Origin of the sequence: Nonomuraea bangladeshensis (assembly GCF_039529455.1) — a bacterium.
Lineage (GTDB): Bacteria > Actinomycetota > Actinomycetes > Streptosporangiales > Streptosporangiaceae > Nonomuraea > Nonomuraea bangladeshensis.
The window spans coordinates 467,681-482,561 of record NZ_BAAAMV010000004.1 but is presented as its reverse complement, the minus strand read 5'-3'; the positions used below and the strand labels follow the sequence as shown (position 1 = coordinate 482,561).

The 14,881-nt window shown below is 70.0% G+C and carries 14 protein-coding genes; 5 read left to right on the top strand and 9 right to left on the bottom strand.

Annotated elements, in window-relative coordinates; all coding sequences use genetic code 11:
* Window positions 1-78 precede the first annotated feature (78 nt).
* Window positions 79-1,032: a LacI family DNA-binding transcriptional regulator gene (locus ABD292_RS14085; RefSeq protein ID WP_344207947.1), complete on the bottom strand. Its 954-nt coding sequence runs from the start codon at window positions 1,030-1,032 to the stop codon at window positions 79-81.
* Window positions 1,033-1,176: 144 nt separating this feature from the next.
* Here ABD292_RS14085 and ABD292_RS14080 point away from each other — a divergent pair, with 144 nt between their 5' ends.
* Window positions 1,177-3,597: a glycoside hydrolase family 2 TIM barrel-domain containing protein gene (locus ABD292_RS14080; RefSeq protein ID WP_344207622.1), complete on the top strand. Its 2,421-nt coding sequence runs from the start codon at window positions 1,177-1,179 to the stop codon at window positions 3,595-3,597.
* Here the strand turns inward: ABD292_RS14080 and ABD292_RS14075 are convergent.
* From ABD292_RS14075 to ABD292_RS14065, 3 genes are all read right to left on the bottom strand, one after another.
* Complete coding sequence (locus ABD292_RS14075) at window positions 3,594-3,965, bottom strand: polysaccharide lyase domain-containing protein (RefSeq protein WP_344207621.1); 372 nt, start codon at window positions 3,963-3,965, stop codon at window positions 3,594-3,596. The two genes, ABD292_RS14080 and ABD292_RS14075, sit on opposite strands and share 4 nt — an antisense overlap.
* A 58-nt stretch (window positions 3,966-4,023) precedes the next feature.
* Complete coding sequence (locus tag ABD292_RS14070; RefSeq protein WP_344207620.1) at window positions 4,024-5,478, bottom strand: FtsX-like permease family protein; 1,455 nt, start codon at window positions 5,476-5,478, stop codon at window positions 4,024-4,026.
* 87 nt (window positions 5,479-5,565) lie between these two features.
* Window positions 5,566-5,895 carry a hypothetical protein gene (locus ABD292_RS14065; RefSeq protein ID WP_344207619.1) on the bottom strand — a complete coding sequence of 110 codons (330 nt, stop codon included), beginning with the start codon at window positions 5,893-5,895 and terminating at the stop codon, window positions 5,566-5,568.
* On the opposite strand from ABD292_RS14065, the gene ABD292_RS14060 reads away from it, so the two are divergent.
* A complete protein-coding gene (locus tag ABD292_RS14060; RefSeq protein WP_344207618.1) occupies window positions 5,894-7,096 on the top strand; it encodes a sensor histidine kinase in 1,203 nt (400 codons plus the stop codon). The genes ABD292_RS14065 and ABD292_RS14060 overlap by 2 nt on opposite strands.
* Entirely contained in the window at window positions 7,093-7,812 is a 720-nt protein-coding gene (locus tag ABD292_RS14055) for a response regulator (protein WP_344207617.1), read from the top strand. The genes ABD292_RS14060 and ABD292_RS14055 overlap by 4 nt, the downstream gene beginning before the upstream one ends.
* 12 nt (window positions 7,813-7,824) lie before the next feature.
* Here the strand turns inward: ABD292_RS14055 and ABD292_RS14050 are convergent, their stop codons facing one another.
* The 5 genes from ABD292_RS14050 to ABD292_RS14030 form a co-directional block, all read right to left on the bottom strand.
* Window positions 7,825-8,628 (bottom strand): hypothetical protein, encoded by an 804-nt coding sequence (locus ABD292_RS14050; protein ID WP_344207616.1) that lies wholly within the window; start codon window positions 8,626-8,628, stop codon window positions 7,825-7,827.
* Between the two features lie 382 nt (window positions 8,629-9,010).
* Complete coding sequence (locus ABD292_RS14045) at window positions 9,011-9,373, bottom strand: nuclear transport factor 2 family protein (RefSeq protein ID WP_344207615.1); 363 nt, start codon at window positions 9,371-9,373, stop codon at window positions 9,011-9,013.
* Between the two features lie 163 nt (window positions 9,374-9,536).
* On the bottom strand, window positions 9,537-10,352 hold the full coding sequence (locus ABD292_RS14040; RefSeq protein ID WP_344207614.1) for a hypothetical protein: 816 nt from the start codon (window positions 10,350-10,352) through the stop codon (window positions 9,537-9,539).
* 439 nt (window positions 10,353-10,791) lie between these two features.
* Window positions 10,792-11,982, bottom strand: coding sequence for a NucA/NucB deoxyribonuclease domain-containing protein (locus ABD292_RS14035; RefSeq protein ID WP_344207613.1), 1,191 nt, complete (start codon window positions 11,980-11,982; stop codon window positions 10,792-10,794).
* A 641-nt stretch (window positions 11,983-12,623) separates the two neighbouring features.
* Window positions 12,624-13,535: an NAD(P)-dependent oxidoreductase gene (locus tag ABD292_RS14030; protein ID WP_344207611.1), complete on the bottom strand. Its 912-nt coding sequence runs from the start codon at window positions 13,533-13,535 to the stop codon at window positions 12,624-12,626.
* A gap of 69 nt (window positions 13,536-13,604) precedes the next feature.
* Between ABD292_RS14030 and ABD292_RS14025 the strand changes: the two genes are divergently transcribed.
* A complete protein-coding gene (locus tag ABD292_RS14025; RefSeq protein WP_344207610.1) occupies window positions 13,605-14,159 on the top strand; it encodes a CGNR zinc finger domain-containing protein in 555 nt (184 codons plus the stop codon).
* A gap of 408 nt (window positions 14,160-14,567) precedes the next feature.
* On the top strand, window positions 14,568-14,774 hold the full coding sequence (locus tag ABD292_RS14020) for a hypothetical protein (protein WP_344207609.1): 207 nt from the start codon (window positions 14,568-14,570) through the stop codon (window positions 14,772-14,774).
* Window positions 14,775-14,881 lie beyond the last annotated feature (107 nt).

The window sequence follows — 14,881 nt, the reverse complement described above, 5'->3', positions numbered from 1 at the left end:
TCCCTTTTGTCCTTTCCGACGGTGACCGGTAATGAAGCGTACTGCCCTTCCCCCATGCTCGACCGGGCAGGCGGATCTTCAGGTCGAGTCGCCCTGGACGAGGTGGCATTCGCCGAGGCCGCCGAGGCTGGTGTCCGCGGGCGGGGACGGGTCGAGGAGGAGCCGGGTCAGGTGGTCCCAGGAGGTGGGCGGGCCGAAGCTGATGGTGGTCAGGCGGGGGCTGGTCTGCGTGGCCACCGGGGTGTCGTCCACGCCGACCACGCCCAGCTCCCGCGGCACGGCCCGGCCGATGACGCGGGCGGCGGCCAGTGCCGCCGCGGCGGTGTCGTCGTTGTAGCAGGCCAGGCCGGTGCCGTTGGGGAGGGCGGCGATGGCGTCCAGGTCGGCGTCGGCGCGGAGGGCCACGGTGATGACCTGGGGCTCGTCCAGGCCGGCGGCTTCGCATGCCTCGCGTACGCCCTGTTCGCGGGCGCGCAGCAGCACGTCGTCGCGGGCCTCCGCGAGGCGGGCGTAGGCGAGGCGCCGGTAGCCGCGCTGGATGAGATGGTCGGCCTGGAGCCGTCCGGCTCGCCAGCTCAGCCCGCCGCGCTGGGAGATCGCGTGGGCGATGTCGAGGGTGCGGACGCCGGCCGCGCGCAGGACGGTGCGCTTGGCCTCGGGCAGCTCGGACAGCGCGATGACCACCCGGGGGCGGGCGGCGTCGATCATCGCGGCGAAGGAGCGCGGAGAAGCGGTGGACGAGCACATGAGCAGCGACAGGCCGTGCTCGGCCAGCGTCTCGGTGAGCTGGTCGGCGACCTGGCTGAACTGGCTGTTCGGGGCGATGGGGAGCACGAGGAGCACGAGGTCGCTCTGTCCGCGGGCGAGCGCGCGGCCCGCCGAGTGGGGGCGGTAGCCGAGCTCGGCGACGGCGCGTTCGACGGCGTCGCGGGTGGCCTCGCTGAACCGGTCGCCGTGTCCGTTGAGGATGTAGCTGACCGTCGAGCGGGACACGCCCGCCCGCTGCGCGACGTCCTCGCTGCTGACCCTCATCGGCACGGGCACTCCTGTCGTCTCTTCCGGGGTGGTCGGTCTGCGGGGCGTGCTCGGATTGATGGTAGACGGAGCGGCGGGCCACACCCTACGCTCGCGTTCACGCGCGTGATTCACACGCGTGAACGCCGAAGGAGCAAGCCAGTGATCCGCGAACCCTTCAACGACGGCTGGCGCGTCAGCGGCCGGACGTCCCTCTTCGAGCAGTTCATGCCGGCCGCCGCGACGACGGAGGTCACGCTGCCGCACGACGCCATGCTCGCCGCCGGCCGCTCCGCCGAGGGCTCGGACGGCTCGCACACCGGCTACCACCGGCCCGGAGCCTGGCGCTACGACAAGGACTTCGAGGTGCCGGCCGAGTGGGCGAGCAAGCGGGTGACGTTCGAGTTCGAAGGCGTGTACCGGGACGCGATGGTCTACGTCAACGACGTCTTCGCAGGTCAGTGGGCCAACGGCTATGCCACGTTCCACGTCGCGGCCGATCCGTACCTGCGCTACGGCGCGACCAACACCATCCGCGTCGAGGCGCAGGCGCACAAGGACTCGCGCTGGTACAGCGGCGGCGGCATCCACCGCCCGGTGCACCTGCTGATCGGTGGCCTGCTGCACGTCACCCCGGCCGGGCTGCGTGTGACCACCCCGCAGATCGACGACGACCTGGCCGTCGCCGCGGTCGCCACCGAAGTGATCAACGAGGGCACTGGCACCCGTACCGTCGACGTCCTGCTGCAGGTGCGCGACGGCGGCGGCGCGGTCGTGGCCGAAGACCGCGTCCCGTTGACCGTGCTGGCCGGGGAACGGGCGACGGTGCGGCAGCGTGCCTACCTCCGCCGGCCCGCGCTGTGGAGCGTGGACGCGCCCAACCTGTACACGGCGACCGTCCGGCTGACGGACGCGGGCGGGCAGGTGGACGAGGCGAGCACGACGTTCGGCGTCCGCAGCGTGACGGTGGACCCCGTCCACGGCCTGCGGATCAACGGCGAGACCGTCAAGCTGCGCGGCGCGTGCGTGCACCACGACAACGGCCCGCTCGGCGCGGCCGCCATCGCCCGCGCCGAGGAGCGGCGCGTCCAGCTGCTCAAGGACGCCGGGTTCAACGCCATCCGCTCCGCGCACAACCCGCTCAGCACGGCCATGCTGGCGGCCTGCGACCGGCTCGGCATGCTGGTCATGGACGAGACGTTCGACATGTGGACGGTGTCGAAGACCGACGACGACTACGCGCGCCGCTTCCCGCAGTGGTGGGAGCGGGACGTGGACGCCCTGGTCGCCAAGGACTTCAACCACCCGAGCGTGATCTTCTACTCCATCGGCAACGAGATCCTGGAGATCGGCACCCCGTACGGCGCCCGCTGGGGACGCCTGCTCGCCGAGCGCATCCGCGCCCAGGACCCGACCCGCCTGGTCACCAACGCGCTCAACGGCATGCTCGCGATCATGGACCTGATCCCGGCGCTCATGGCCCAGGCGGCGCCCGCCGAAAACGGTGGGTTCAACGATCTGCTGGACGGCATGGGCGCGCTCGCGGCGCTGCCGGAGGTCGGCGAGCGCATCGCCGAGTCGGCCGCCGTACTGGATGTCGTCGGGCTCAACTACGGCGACTCCCGCTACCTCGCCGACCACGAGACCCACCCCAACCGGGTCATGGTCGGCACGGAGACCTTCCCCACGCAGATCGACCAGTACTGGAAGCTCGTCACCGAGCACGGCCACGTCATCGGCGACTTCACCTGGACGGGCTGGGACTATCTGGGCGAGAGCGGGATCGGCCGGCCGACGTACCCGGACGATCCGGTCGCTTTCGGCGCTCCGTACCCGTGGCTCACCGCCTCCACCGGCGACCTGGACATCACCGGCCGCCGCCGCCCGGTCTCCTACTACCGCGAGACGGTCTACGGTCTGCGGCGCGACCCCTACCTGGCCGTGCAGCGCCCCGAGCACCGCGAGCACCCCTTCCGGCCCAAGGGCTGGGCCTGGAGCGACTCCGTCGCGAGCTGGACCTGGGACGTCCCGGCCGGCACGCCCGTCACCGTCGAGGTGTACGCGGACGCCGACGAGATCGAGCTGCTGCTCGACGGCGTCACGGTGGCGAAGGCGCCGGTCGGCGTGGACAAGGCGTTCCTGGCGGCGGCCGAGGTGCCGTACGAGCCGGGCACGCTGGAGGCCGTCGCCTACCAGGACGGGACCGAGACCGGCCGCTGCCGCCTGGTCACCGCGGGCGCGCCCGCGCGGCTGCTCGTCACCCCCGACCGTCCGGGCCTCAGCACGGACGCGCAGGACCTGGCCCACCTCGACATCCGGCTCGTCGACGAGCACGGCACGGTCAACCCCGTCAGCGACCGCACGGTGACCGTCACCCTCGACGGCCCGGCGGCCCTGCAGGCGCTGGGCACGGCGCGGCCGTCCACGGAGGAGCCGTTCCAGGCGAACTCCTGCACGACGTACGAGGGCCACGCGCTGGCGGTGCTGCGGCCCACGGGGGTGGACGGGCGGGTCACGGTCACCGTACGGGCCGACGGGCTGCCGCCGGCCACCGTCACCATCGAGGTGACACCTCGGACCTAGCCCTTCAGGCCCGAGCCGACCACGCCGCGGATTGCAGCACCGCTGGGCTTGTCCCTTGGGCGGGTGTCGCGGATCGTCAGGTTGCGGATGATGACGTTCGAGACGCCGTTGAGGAAGAGGCCGCCGCCGACGATGGGCTTGTTGGAGGCCACCCGGATCTCGTCGCCCTTGGGCGAGCCGGGCTGCTCAAGCCGGGCGATCTCCCGTGACGCCACGACAGCCCTGCGTCTGCCGGCCGGCCGGCGCGCGTGCCGGGGCGAGTTGACGCCCGAGGGCGAGGACCTCGCCGTACGGGTGCACGGGAAGATCGTCAGCAGGCTGGAGGCCCTGGCCGCGGACCTGCCGGACGAGGACAGGCAGCGGGTCACCGACACCTTGACCGTCTGCTCGCCCGGATCCTCCAGGCGGCGGACCCGGGCGGCGCGATCAGCGCCCGGCCGGCGCGAGGGGCCGGGGCCCGAGTACGTGCGGATGCTCGCGGGCGAAGATCGCGGCGACAGCCGCAGTGAGCAGAGGCAGACCGACCACGACCGCCGTGATCGCCGGCCAGGGGGTCTCGAACGGCGGCCGTACCGGCTCTTCCCACGAGCCACTGATCGTCAGAGGCCACAGCAGGAACATCCCGGCAGGACATCCGACGACCGCGCCGAGGACTGTCGCGCACAGAGCGCTCAGGCCGGCGCGGGAGGCGCAGAACCACCGGAAGTTGTCGCCGGCCCGTCTCATGACGCGGGCCTGGCGCGCGTTCGCGTCCGGGCCGAAACCGGACGTCAAGGCGCAGAAGACGGCGATGAGGAATGCCGCCGTGGCGACGGGCAGCCACCCGAGGGGAGCCTCGAAGCCCCGTTCGACGTAGATCTCCGCGACCGCGTCGTCCAGCCGGTCGTCGAGGCGCCGCTGATCCTCGGCCGTGACCCGGTAGAGGGTGGGGTCGACGATCAGCTCGCTCGGCTGGAGCTGATAGCCGAGCTCCCGGACGATTGTCGAGGGGAGGAAAATCGTCTCCATGTGAGGGTCGGAGGTTTTGGCGACAATTGCTGGGATGTTCTTGGTGTTCTCGTCGTCCTTGTCGATCTCGTAGGTGAGGGTCACCGAGTCGACTTTCACGTCGGCCGATGTGACCACCACGGCGGTGCCCTCGTCGTACGGCGTCGACCGGTCGCCCGTGAGGTAGCGCAGCAGATTCTCGTCACCGATGGTCTCGCCGTAGAATGCCTTTTCCGACGCCTCGACATTGGCCGCCTCGACACCGAAAAGCCGGGATGAGTCCACGACGGTCTCCCGCTGGGCGATCGGCACGCCGGGCAGTTCCCGCGCGATCGTCGCTCGCACGGTGGCCGCTTCCGCGGCCGAACCTGCCCGGACCGATAAAGTGCCCGGTCGTGCCGAGGGACGGTATTCGGCCTTGCTCTGCGCCGTCAGCCCGACGGCGACGACCGTCAGCGCGAGGCCGAAGGCCGTCGCCGTCATCGCCAGCGGGACCGCGAGCGCCGCGCCGGCCCGGCGGCGGCCCAGATCGCGGACCGCCAGGCGAACGGGCGGCGGCAGCCGTTCCGCGTACGGGCCGATGATCTCCACCAGCCACGGAGGCAGCGGGGCGAGACCGGCGGCAAGCAGACCCGCGCCGGCGAGGGTGAGCAGCAGAATGCCGAGGATCTCCCAGACGCCGTACCGCGAATTCTCCTGCGCCAGCCACGCGCCGAGCGCCATCAAGCAGACTCCGGAGAACGAGGTGAACAGTCCCAGGACGACGATTCTTCGGTTCGTGAGCTCGCGGCGACCGTGCGAGGCGGAGATTGATGTGCCAGAAATGCCCGCCGCCACGGCCATGAAGAAAACGCCCACGAACACGGCGACGCAGATACCAAGATCGACAGACATGGCCAAATGTTAGTGAGCCGCGCCGACGGCGTATACGCATGCGCAGAACCATTCAAGGGCGCTGTGCGCGCAGGGCGGCGGTGAGCCTCAGCCATGCAGCCGCAAAATCCGTTCGGCTTCGCGTCGCAGGGTGCCGGCGAGGTTGTCGGGGGTGACCGGCAGGTCCACGTGGTTGGCGGCGCGGAGGCGCCGGATGAGGCGGGCCGCGCGGGGGCCGGTGTCCTTGATGTAGCCCTGCTTGCCGTACCGGACGAGCGCGGACGCCCGTCGAAGCGAGGGCGGGTGAGCGACACAGAGGTCGCCCGCTGCCGGGCGTGCGAGCCGGTGGTACGACCCAGGACGGATGCGCGGGCGGGCGCGGATGTCCGACCGTGGGCGGATGCCGCGTGATCCGGTGAGGCGATACCTTCCCCTCATGAAATGGGCTGGATGGCGGCGCGGTCGAAGGGGCGTCACCGACGCGGCGGTGGCGGTCGCCGTGGCGCTGCTCATCAGATACGCCATCGTCGATCCGCCGGGGCCGTCGTCACCCTGGCCCGCGTGGTCGGCCTGGCTGGTGGCCGCGGTCCTGAGCTTTCCCATCGCGGTCCGGCGGCGCCGGCCGCGGGTCGTGCTCGCCGTCGCGTGCGCCGCGGGCGCGGCGGTGACCGTGGCCGGCGCCGTCGCGGCGGGCGCGATCTGGCTGACCTTCGTGCCGACCGTGCTCGTGCTGTACCTGGTGGCCACCACCGCCTCGATCGCCTGGTCGGTGGCGGGCCTGGCGGTCTGCCTGGCCGCCGCGGTGACCGCGATCCTGATCTTCTACGCCCAGGTGTTCCCCGGTCTCGCGCTCGCGGCGGCGCCCAGTGAGCTGCCGATGGCCTGGCCGATCGAGATCGGTACGACCGGTGTGCTCCTGACCGTTGCGTGGGCCCTCGGAACGGCCGTGCGCTGGAAGCGGGACACGACCGCCCGGCTCGTCCGCCACCTCGCCGACGCCGCGGTGACCGACGAGCGCAGGCGCATCGCCCGGGAACTGCACGACGTCATCGGCCACAGCATGAGCCTGATCGCCGTCAAGGCCACCGTCGCCAACCACGTCGCCGACGCCCGCCCGCAGGAGGTGCGCGCCGCGCTGGCCGTCATCGAGCAGACCAGCCGCAGCACGCTCGCCGAGATCCACCGGGTGCTCGACCTGCTGCGCTCCGACGGCGATCCCCGGCAGGAGCCTGTGCCCACGCCCGGCATGGCCGACCTGCCCGAGCTGGCCGCCCACGCCCGCGCGGCCAGGGTCGAGGTGGAGCTGACCGTCCGTGAGGAGGCCGCCTTGCCTGCCGCGGTCGCGATGTCGGTCTACCGGATCGTGCAGCAGGCCCTCACCAACGTCGTCACCCACGCGGGGCCGACTCGCTGCGCGGTCACGGTGGACGTCGACAGGCGGGAGGCGGTGATCGAGGTCGTCGACGACGGCCCCCGCCACGGCCGGCCGCCGCGCGCGGGCCACGGCGGACACGGCCTGGTCGGCATGCGCGAACGGACCAAGATGTACGGAGGCACGTTCAAGGCGGGGCCCCGTCCGGCAGGAGGTTTTCACGTGTCGGCTCGACTGCCCTACGATCAGGACGGCACCGCGGCATGAGCATCGACGACACGAGCATCGGCGCCGCACCGCACGACTCGTCCCCACCCGTCCGGGTCCTGCTCGTCGAGGACCAGGTCCTGATCCGCGACAGCCTCAAGGTCCTCATCGACGCCACACCGGGGCTGGCCGCCGTGGGCGAGGCCGGCACCGGCGCCGAGGCCGTGCTCCTGGCCCGCCGGCACCGGCCCGACGTCGTCCTGATGGACGTGCGGATGCCGGACATGGACGGCATCGAAGCGACCCGGCGCATCCACGCCGACCCCGCCTGCGCCGGGGTGCGCGTACTGATCCTCACCACGTTCGACCTGGACGAATACGTGTACGCGTCGCTGCGGGCGGGCGCGAGCGGCTTCCTGCTGAAGAGTGCCACGGCGACCGAGCTGCTGGCCGCCATCCGGGTCGTCGCCTCCGGCGAGGCGCTCCTCGCGCCCACCGTCACCCGCCGGCTCATCACCGAGTTCCTGCGCGGCCCTCAAGCCACCCAGGGCGTACGGGGCCTCGAGGACGTCACCCCGCGCGAACGCGAGGTGCTCACCCTCATCGGCAAGGGGATGTCCAACGCCGAGATCGCCGAGCACCTGCACCTCACCGTCGGCACGGTCAAGACCCACATCGGCCGCCTCCTGGCCAAACTGCAGGCCCGGGACCGGGCTCAGCTCGTCATCGCCGCCTACGAGGGCGGGCTCATCGTCAATCCGGCCGGCCACCGGTGACCGGTCCGGATGTCATCCTCTCGGGCCGAAGCCCGTCATGAGGACGTGCACGCCGATGAGGACGGCGACCCAGATCCAGGCGCGCGTGGTCGGCGCGGGGCCGCCGCGCAGCAGCGAGATGCCCAGGGGGATGAAGGCGAGGCAAAGGCCGCCCACGGCGACGAACGACTGCGGTTCGGTGCCTTTGAGCGTCCCGAGCGCGAGCGCCGACATCAGGCCGAGTGCGATCGAGCGGCCCAGCCCCAGGGCGCCGGAGCGGTAGGCGCCGACGGCCAGCACGACCCAGCCGAAGAAGGCCGGCCCGGACATGGACCTGAACGGGTGCCACACCGTGTCCCGCCAGGCCACGTAGTAGCCGTCGATGCCGGTGAGCATGGTCTGCAGGCCGAGCGCGTCGGTCAGGTGGAAGGCCAGGTGATCGGTGCCGAACTGGAAGGTACGGGTGAACAGGCCGACGATCACCAGGCAGCCGCCCCAGAGTCCCCACAGCGGGCTGGTGGCGGCGATCCGCTGCGCCAGCGTCATGACCGCCGGCCACAGCAGCACGAACCCGCTGGCGAAGCAGGCGTAGGCGGCGGTGATGAGGGCGGGATGCTGGGTGTAGGCGGTGAGCTGGTAAGGGACGAAGTAGTAGAACGGGGAGCGCAGGAGGGTCCCGGCCATGATCAGGCTGGGGCCGCCGATCAGCGAGATGGCGCTCACCCATCGGCCGGGGAACGGGGGCTGGCGGTCCAGGTTGGCGGCGGCGTTGGCGGCCCGTCGGTCCGCGCCGGCCTGTCGCCATCGTGTGATGCGCCCGCCCAGCTCAAGCTTCATGGATTGCCGCCCGTCCTGTCCGTGTCGGTGCGCCCGGACCGGTATGTCGGGGCACACCGCAATGGTGAGGGGCGGTGCGGTGGGCACGCGTCTGGCTCGGGTCGCATCTTGGTGGGCGGGCACGAGCAGGTGGTACGACCCCGGACGGATGCGCATGTCCGACCGTGGGCAGATGCCGAATGATCCGCCGAGGCGATAGGTTCGCGTCCTGGAGGGAGCGGCGTCCCGCTTTCAGCCGCTGAAACGCAGGGGGATCACCTCGGGCCCCGTATCGGAGACCACCATGACCGCGGTGTGGCGCGGGATCTGAAACCTCACCCAGCGCTACTCCGGGCCTCGCCCGACCATCCGGCCGGCCGGTCGTCGGACAACGTCGGCTATGTCAGTCGGCCGTGCCGGCGTGCACGGCGATGATTCGCCAGCCGTGCGTCTCGTCGTACAGCCAAGTACGGGTGTAGCGCATCCTGGCCGCGAACGGCTCACCGGAGACGGTCCCTTCGACGGTGCCGAGAAACCACGTCACCCCGGTGCGCCCATCGGTGAGCACGGTCAACTCCTCCTCGGCCACCTTCGTCATCACCTGCGTCCGAGTGCGGTGCAGCTCCAGGTCGTCCGCCTTGGTCGCAACGTTCGCACCGAAGGTGAAGATCAGCCGATCATCCAGCAGCCGATCCAGCGCCTCGACATCTCCAGCGAGCTGCGCGGCCTGGAGCCGGCGCTCGGCGTCCCGCAAGTCCTCCATCATGAGGCCACCCTCCCAGCCGGCGCCGTACCCGTGCCAGGACGTTCACGCTCGGCTGATCTTCGCAGTCCGATCCGAGGACTCCGATCGTCGGCCGACCGGCCCCGCATGCCCGGCCGGACCCCGCCTGGAGGCCCGGCCGGGACCTACGCCACCGGCGGCACGCTCACCCCGGCGGGAACTGGCCGTTCTTCGCCACCGGCACACCCAGCTGCGCGGCGCCGGCGAGCGTCGCCCGCTCCGGCGGCAACGACCCCAGCACCGGGTTCAGATGCCGCAGGCTCAGCGTCACCGGCGCGATCGCCGGAGCGGCGATGTCGAACTTCTCCAGATCCACCCAGCGCACCACCTGCAGCACCTCCGGCGGAATGACGTCTCCGCCCTTCTGCATCGGCACGCACAGCTGACGGGCGTAGGTCACCCGCGCCGTCGCCGGGGGAATCTGGCCGGTCAGCACCGGGTTCAGCTGGGTGAGGTTGAGCGCCCGGTTCATCGGCTGGTTCGGGGTGATTCCGTAGCACAGCAGGTCGATGTGCTGCACCAGCCGCAGCACCTCCGCGGGCGGCACGACGCCGTTCTTCGCCACCGGCACGCACAGCTGCTCCGCCCTGCCCAGCACGACCTCCGTACGGGGCAGGTCCTGCAGCACGGGGTTGAGGTGGCTGAGCACCAGCCCCTTGCCGGGCGCCGGGGTGACGACCCGGTAGCAGGCCAGGTCGACGAACCTGACGAAGTCCAGCACCCCGGGCGGCGGGAACACGTTGTTCTTGGCGACCGGCACGCACAACTGCTCACGCGCGCCGAGGCTGACCTGCTCGACCGGCAGGCCCTCGAGCACCGGGTTGAGGTGCCGCAGCGCCAGCCCGACGGCCGGCGGCTGGTACGGGTCGGTCTTGAAGCATTCGAGGTCGAGGTACGACACGAAATCCTTCGGCGTGGGCAGCGTCAGCGCAGCGGCCGGCGGCGCGGCGACAAATGCCACGGTGAGAATTCCCAGAGCCACGGATAACGCGCGCCGGATCGTCGGCCGGACGCGCCGGAGCCCGTTCACGGGTCGGTCCACCGTTCCTCCATCGGTCGTGGTTCCTCCTGGTCACCCCTCACTTTCTGCGCACGACGGGACCTTGACAAGATTAATGACATTATTTCGCTATTTCTCGATCAACGGCGGGCTATAAGTGCCGCCCATAACCGCCCCGAGAACCATCGGGGTATTTTCCGCGCATTCCCGCCGACCGATGCAGATCGCGGATGATCCGGGTCGTCAGCTCGTTGAAGATGACCATCCAGCCGTCAGGGTCTCCGCTGTGGCTCGCGGCCACCGCACGATCGTCGGTTGTCTTCACAAACTCCGAATGATCACGCGGTGGCCGTCGCCATGTGACCCGAACGCTGCAAGGTCGGCAAGTGTCCCTGGAGTATCAGATGACGCGGACCTGGAACTGGTCCCCATCGATGACGCGGGACTTGTAGTAGAAGGCGCCCAGGTCGGATCCGCCGAGGAGGTTCTCCGACAGGGGGATCATGCAGATGCTGTAGCCGCCGGAGTCGTTGGGAGCGCGGACGGGCAGCCAGGTGGCACCGCAGGAGAACGAGTTCCCGTTGATGTTGAGTATGAAGATGGTGCGGCCGTAGGGCTGGGAGTAGGCGCCCTCGCGGGTGGACTTGAACGGGTACTCGTCACACGAGCCCGCAGGCATGGGGTTGGGAACGTTCTCCCGGCAGGATCGTTCGTAGTTCCTGTTCATGAGGTTCTCGTCCTGGGTCCTCGTCAGGATGCTCTTCATCTTGTAGTGGTTGATGGCGAGGCTCAGGTGGCGTGCGTACGTCGGATAGCGGTAGCTCAGCACATCGTGCACCGGGAGGACCGAGTTGTAGACGCAGCCCGAGGGGTATCCGGTCAGCACGTTGTCGCAGCGGTGCACGGCCGGCGTGGTGATCGAGGCGTTCGACGACGTGTTCACCCAGGCCGCGTTGTAGAACCAGTACCTGATGCCGCCGTGCGCCTGCCACGAGGAGCCGCTCAGCGGGGTCTGGAAGTACGTGGTGGCCGAGTGGGTGCGGCCGGGCAGCGCCGATCCGCCGACGAGTCCGCTGCTGGACACGGTGCAGTTGGCCAGGCACTGCGGCTCGGCGTAGACCAACGTGTCGAGCACCGGCGGGATCGCCGGTCCTGCGACGGTGTTGGCCTGGTAGTGCCACGACTGGGTCCACCTCAGCGAGGCGTAGTCGAGGGTCGTCAGGCTGGAGACGGTGTACTGGATCGAGCCGATGACGACCCCGTTGGGCACCGTGAAGATCAGCAGGATGCCGTCCTCGATGACGCAGTTGGCCGACCGGCTGATGGTTGCCTGGCCGCCGCAGATGTCGGCGGCGAGCTGGGCATCGGCCCCCTTGGAGGACTTCGAGGTGCTGGCGTCGCCGGGCTTTCTCGTCTGCTTGCGGATGCAGGTGGCGTTGCCGGTCTTGCCGTCCCCGGCGAGCGCCGCCGCCTCCTGCGTGAGGTCGGTGCCGCACTCCTTCGTGAGGGTGGGCTTCGGGGTGGGCGGCTGGTCCGGCTCCGCCGCCGTCGTCGCCGAGGCGGTGGGGGCGAACGAAGTGGGGACGAACACGGATAAAAGGATCAGCGCGCCACTTGCGATCCCCGCTTTCCATCTGACCACGGGATTCTCCCTGCGTAAAAAGGATCTGTTGGACGAAGGAGAACTCCGGCCTCTGGACAGGCTCTGGACGTTCGCTGAACACCCGTGGCGGTGCTGGTCGTCCACGTGCTCGGCCGCCTCCGGGTGTGGCCCGATGATCGCGAGGTCGACGCCCGGCCGCCCGCCCGCCGCCTGATGCTGGGAGTCCTGGCGCTCAACGCCGGACGGCTCACCACTCGCAGGGAGCTTGCGCACGGCGGCGCTGGCGGACCTCGACGGACTGGGCGCGGCCCGGCTCATGCACCGGCTCACCTCGGCGCACCTGCTGGGTGCGGGACGAGCCAGCTTTCCGTGTCCTCATCCAGCGCGGCGGCCAGCGCGGCCGGATCCACCGGGGCCCTGGTCATATTCGGCGGGAATTCCCGCTAAGTGGTCAGCTCCCGAAGTCCTTCGGCGGTTGACTTCGCATCCAGTGGGGCATGTCGCCTCGTCAGCTCTCAGGGGCGGCGATGAGCCCACCCGCGAGCAGCGTCAACGGCACCAGGCGAACGCGAAGAGCTGCCTCGTAGCGCGATCACCAGGACACGGCCACTGTCATTGGCCCACGGCGGTCACCGCGGCTGCTGTTCCGCGATGACCGCCCAGTCGTCCGCCCCGCAACCGTCGGCGATGGCCTGATCGAAGACAGTCCGCAGGAGTGCACCGATCGGGAGCGGAATGTCGTGGTCGTTCGCTGCATCGAGCGCGAGGTGGAGGTCCTTGCGGCCCAGAACTGTAGTGAATCCGGGCGGCTGGTAGCGCCGTTCGGCAATCATCGACCCGTAGCCGGTGTAGACGGCTCCCGGGAAGAGTGTTGAGGTCAACAGTTCGACGAACTGCCCCGAGTCGACACCGGCGCCTTCCGCGAGGCTGACAGCCTCGCCCAGCGACTGGATCGCGCAGGCGATCAGGTAGTTCCCGAGGATCTTCACGATGTTGGCCTGCTCCGGACGATCGCCGAGTCGCCAGGTCCGCGAGCCGATCACGTCGAAGAGCGGCTGCACGCGGTCGATCAGCCCCTGCTCGCCCGCCGCGAGGATGTTGAGTGCTCCGGCTTCGGCGACCGGAACACGGCCGAAGACCGGTGCCGCGACATACCCGACACCATGCTCAACGTGCGCTGCGCCGGCCCGGCGAGCCAGGCCGGCGCTCACCGTCGCGAGGTTGACGTGAACAGTCCCGCCCGGGGCCTGAGCGAGAACACCGGAGTCGATGAACGCCTCGGCGACGGCCCGGTCATCGGCCAGGACCGAGAAGACCACCGGCGCGTGCATGGCCTCGGCGACTGACGCGGCTCGCCGGGCACCCGCCGCGACAAGCTCGTCCGCGGGCCTGTTGGAGCGGTTCCACACCACAACGTCGTACCCGGCTCTCAAGAGGTTGCGTGCGATGGGCCGCCCCATTGCTCCCAGACCGATGACCGCGATGTCGCTCATGCGGAGAACCCTCTCAATGAACCGCCTAAGGCGGTTCCACGATGTCATGAGGGGTACCATCATGTCGAACTGGCCGAGACGGTTCGGAAGGTGTTGTCGCTCACTGCGGAGGTTGGAATGACCGAGGACGTACGTCGTGTGTTCCGAATGGACAACGAGGTCCTGGCGTTCCGATTCACTGCCACCGTCAGCGATCGAGCCGGCATGGCGCCGCGAGAGCGGCTGACTGACCCCGCACGACTGAAGATGTGGCTGCAGGCGACAGGGCTTGACGCCACGGACGTGTCGCTGACCGATCTGAAGGACGCCATCGAACTGCGCGAGGTGATCTACCGCATCGGATCGGCGGTCGCCGCAGGTGAACAGCCCGATTCGAAGGATGTCCGCACTCTCAACACGGTCGCGGCCGCTGGGCACGCGAAGGCCGCGCTCGAACGCGGTCTCGCAGGATGGCGCCTGACCGAGTCGACGCCTGTCGGTGACGCCCTCGGGGTCCTGGCCACGGATGCCATCCACATCCTCGGGGGCCGCGACCGCAACCGCATCAAGAACTGCGAAGGCCCCGGATGCGCGGGGCTCTTCCTTGACACCAGCCGCGGAGCCAACCGCCGTTGGTGTTCCATGAACACCTGCGGCAACAAGGTCAAGAAGGCACGACTCGCCGAGAGCTGACCCAACAGCCGTGATCAGGCCCGGCAAGCCCGACCACCCGCGCGCAGTCACGGACAGGACAACGTCCGATTACCGGCTACCTCCCTATCGGCCCTCGTCTCATGCCCGTTGCCCTGGCCCGCCCGGTAGCGCCGACCGCCGCCGAGCGCAAGCGGCTGAAGAAGGTGGCCTACGGGCACAAGACCGAGTATCGATTGCGCTTGCGCGCGCAGGTCGTCCTGCACGCGGCTCGCGGGCGCGCCGTGGCGGCGCTCTGGCCTATCTGGCCGCCTACGACGTCCACCGTGCGAAGGTGTTCGGCCGCACCGAGCCGTACGCCAGCGCCAAACGCGTGCTCTGGATCGTGGACAACGGCTCCTCCCACCGCGAGCAGAAGGCCGCTGACCGCCTGGCCGCCGCATTCCGGTCGTGCAGCGCAAGGTCGTCCAGCCCAACGAATTCACCGACCTCGGCGAGGTCAGGGATCGGCTCCGCGCGTTCGAAGACCGTTACAACGCCACAGCACAGCCGTTTCAGTGGAGGTCCACCACCTCCGACCTGGACGATCTGCTGGCCAGGCTCGACCGGCACACCACCGATCGCCAGGAAGAATCCTCCGTTACCCCAGCAGCGTGATCAACCCCCGAAGGACTTCCGGAGCCGACCACTAAGCCTCCGAGCACCTGGCATGCGGGAGAGCGTCGGATTCGAGTGCTCGGTCATGGATCGCCCCTGCGACGAGA

Excerpts from the sequence above, each read along its gene's own strand:
- ABD292_RS14085 (WP_344207947.1), bottom strand. The coding sequence starts at position 1,032 with ATGAGGGTCAGCAGCGAGGACGTCGCGCAGCGGGCGGGCGTGTCCCGC.
- ABD292_RS14070 (WP_344207620.1), bottom strand. The coding sequence starts at position 5,478 with ATGTCTGTCGATCTTGGTATCTGCGTCGCCGTGTTCGTGGGCGTTTTC.
- ABD292_RS14060 (WP_344207618.1), top strand. The coding sequence starts at position 5,894 with ATGAAATGGGCTGGATGGCGGCGCGGTCGAAGGGGCGTCACCGACGCG.
- ABD292_RS14065 (WP_344207619.1), bottom strand. The coding sequence starts at position 5,895 with ATGAGGGGAAGGTATCGCCTCACCGGATCACGCGGCATCCGCCCACGG.
- ABD292_RS14055 (WP_344207617.1), top strand. The coding sequence starts at position 7,093 with ATGAGCATCGACGACACGAGCATCGGCGCCGCACCGCACGACTCGTCC.
- ABD292_RS14050 (WP_344207616.1), bottom strand. The coding sequence starts at position 8,628 with ATGAAGCTTGAGCTGGGCGGGCGCATCACACGATGGCGACAGGCCGGC.
- ABD292_RS14045 (WP_344207615.1), bottom strand. The coding sequence starts at position 9,373 with ATGATGGAGGACTTGCGGGACGCCGAGCGCCGGCTCCAGGCCGCGCAG.
- ABD292_RS14030 (WP_344207611.1), bottom strand. The coding sequence starts at position 13,535 with ATGACATCGTGGAACCGCCTTAGGCGGTTCATTGAGAGGGTTCTCCGC.
- ABD292_RS14025 (WP_344207610.1), top strand. The coding sequence starts at position 13,605 with ATGACCGAGGACGTACGTCGTGTGTTCCGAATGGACAACGAGGTCCTG.